This is a genomic window from uncultured Campylobacter sp., from assembly GCF_938018035.1.
In the GTDB taxonomy this organism is placed as follows: domain Bacteria; phylum Campylobacterota; class Campylobacteria; order Campylobacterales; family Campylobacteraceae; genus Campylobacter_B.
This window is the reverse complement of record NZ_CALIJF010000059.1, coordinates 1-2,239: the sequence shown is the minus strand read 5'-3', so window position 1 is coordinate 2,239 and position 2,239 is coordinate 1. Positions and strand designations below refer to the sequence as shown.

1 protein-coding gene, 3 tRNA genes and 1 pseudogene are annotated in these 2,239 nt (G+C 47.7%); 2 read left to right on the top strand and 3 right to left on the bottom strand.

The annotated features are described in order from the left end of the window. Positions 1-186 precede the first annotated feature (186 nt). The 3 genes from Q0257_RS01970 to Q0257_RS01960 all read right to left on the bottom strand — a co-directional run bounded on the left by Q0257_RS01970 (position 187) and on the right by Q0257_RS01960 (position 486). Positions 187-262, bottom strand: a tRNA-Lys gene (locus tag Q0257_RS01970). Between the two features lie 11 nt (positions 263-273). After that, positions 274-350: transfer RNA gene (locus Q0257_RS01965), tRNA-Asp, on the bottom strand. 60 nt (positions 351-410) lie between these two features. Continuing rightward, positions 411-486 (bottom strand) — tRNA-Val (locus Q0257_RS01960). A 128-nt stretch (positions 487-614) separates the two neighbouring features. Between Q0257_RS01960 and Q0257_RS01955 the strand changes: the two genes are divergently transcribed. Both Q0257_RS01955 and Q0257_RS01950 read left to right on the top strand, forming a co-directional pair. Next, positions 615-1,202: a transglycosylase SLT domain-containing protein gene (locus tag Q0257_RS01955; RefSeq protein WP_298020909.1), complete on the top strand. Its 588-nt coding sequence runs from the start codon at positions 615-617 to the stop codon at positions 1,200-1,202. Positions 1,203-1,253: 51 nt separating this feature from the next. Then, positions 1,254-2,239: pseudogene (locus Q0257_RS01950) on the top strand (hypothetical protein); the annotation flags it as partial.

The window sequence follows — 2,239 nt, the reverse complement described above, 5'->3', positions numbered from 1 at the left end:
TTCCAAAGAGTTTAACAAGCTTAAGAGCTACTATACATTTTTTAATATATAGTAGTTTCTCTTAAACTACCTGTATAATCTAGCGTTTTTAGCATTTGAAATTTTTTTGAAAAAATTTGAAGAAGCCTCAAAACAGGGCTTTCAAAAAAATCAAAAAACTAAAAATAGGGGGAAAATTTGGGTGGGTGGTGTCCTGCGTTGGATTCGAACCAACGACCCCCTCATTAAAAGTGAGATGCTCTACCTACTGAGCTAGCAAGACATCGTAAGAAGTGGCGCGACGAATGGGGCTCGAACCCACGACCTCCGCCGTGACAGGGCGGCATTCTAACCAGCTGAACTACCGTCGCACCAAAAATCACACTCGCAGCGCAAGTGTTAAAGAAGTATGAAATCCAAGGATTTCAAAATGGTGGTCGCTGTAGGGATCGAACCTGCGACATCCACCTTGTAAGGGTGGCGCTCTACCAGCTGAGCTAAGCGACCGTTTGGGTTTAAAAAAGAAATGTGATTATATATCCAATACGATTAATTTTCACTTAAACAATGATGAAAAGACTGAAATTGTGCTATACTTGCGACATAAAATTTTATCAAAGGCTCGGTAAATTTAGATGAAAAAGTTGCTTTTCGCCCTGTCTTTGGCGCTTCAAGCCCCCGCTTACTCGCCGAACGAGATCGTAAACGCCATCGCCGCAGTAGCGCAAAACGAAGGGGTAAAGCCTGAAATTTTATACACCATCGTCAAAATCGAAAGCGACTTCGAGCCCTATACGATCTCCTTTTTGACAAACAAAGCAAACGCCGATTATTTCGCGGGTCTGCGCAATCAAAATATCCGCATCAAGACGAGCAACTACAGCCTAAATTCCAGCAAATGGGTCGTTACTATCATACCGGCAAACGAAATTTATGCCGTGCAGATCGCCAAGTATCTGTACGAGGACGGCTTTAGCATTGACGTAGGGCTCGGGCAGCTAAACGCCGTAAATTTCAGCCAAAACGAGATCGATTATATATTTAATCCGATGTATAATCTCACCAAATGCGCTAAAATCCTACGCAAATGCTGGAATGCTAAAGACAAAAATATCAAAGACACGATCGAGTGCTACAACTACGGCATGCGCAAACGCTACTCAAACCCCTACTACAAGCGCTTTTATGAGCATTACGAGAAATTTTTCGGTAAGCCCTATTAAGAGTTAGTAAAATTTCGCTAAAATCGCGCAAATTTTAAAAAAGGATATTTCATGATACTGATCGCAGGACCCTGCGTGATCGAAAGTCGCGAGCTAATAATGAAAGTCGCGGAAAGTTTACGCAAATTTAACGAAATGAGCGGGGTGGAATTTTACTTTAAAAGCAGCTTCGATAAAGCTAACCGCACCAGCATCTCAAGCTTCCGCGGTCCGGGATTGCAGCGCGGTTGCGAAATTTTAGCCGAAGTAAAGGAAAAGTTCGGTTATAAAATTTTAACCGACATCCACGAGAGCTACCAGGCGGAGCCCGCCGCGCGCGTCGCCGACGTACTGCAGATACCGGCGTTTTTATGCCGCCAAACCGACCTGCTCGTCGCTGCAGCCAGCACGCAAGCGGTAGTAAATATCAAAAAGGGTCAGTTTCTATCGCCGCAGGCGATGAAACACAGCGTCGAAAAGGTGCTGCAAACTCGCAGCGCACGGGCTTATACCCCGCAAAGCGCCGCGGCATCTAGCGATACAAACGCCGCGAAAAACGGCGCCTGCTTTAGCGATACCGAAATTGGCGGCGTGCAAAGCGGCGCTCGAAGCAACGCAGATAGCAGCTCTTTCGCGCTAAGCGCGCAAAATTCTTGCAGTACCAGTCAGGACGCACAAAATTTTATTCATACTTGCGGCGCTAAAAGCGGTGCCGAAAATGCCGCTAAAGGTACGGCGACGCCTTGTGCCGCACAAAGCGATAACAAAAGCGAAACGCAAAGCGCCTTGCAGCCAAACTTCTCTCATACTTGCAATGCACAAGACGGCTCGATAAGCGCCGCGCAGCCGAGCGGCGAAGGGATGCACGATCTGGCGCGCCGCCACGGCGTTTGGCTCACCGAGCGCGGCAGTACCTTCGGCTACGGAAATTTGATCGTCGATATGCGCTCGCTGCCGATTATGCGCGAGTTTGCACCGGTTATTTTTGACGCGACGCACAGCGTGCAGATGCCTAGTATCGGCGCTACGAGCGGCGGCGACTCGCGCTTCGTGCCGTA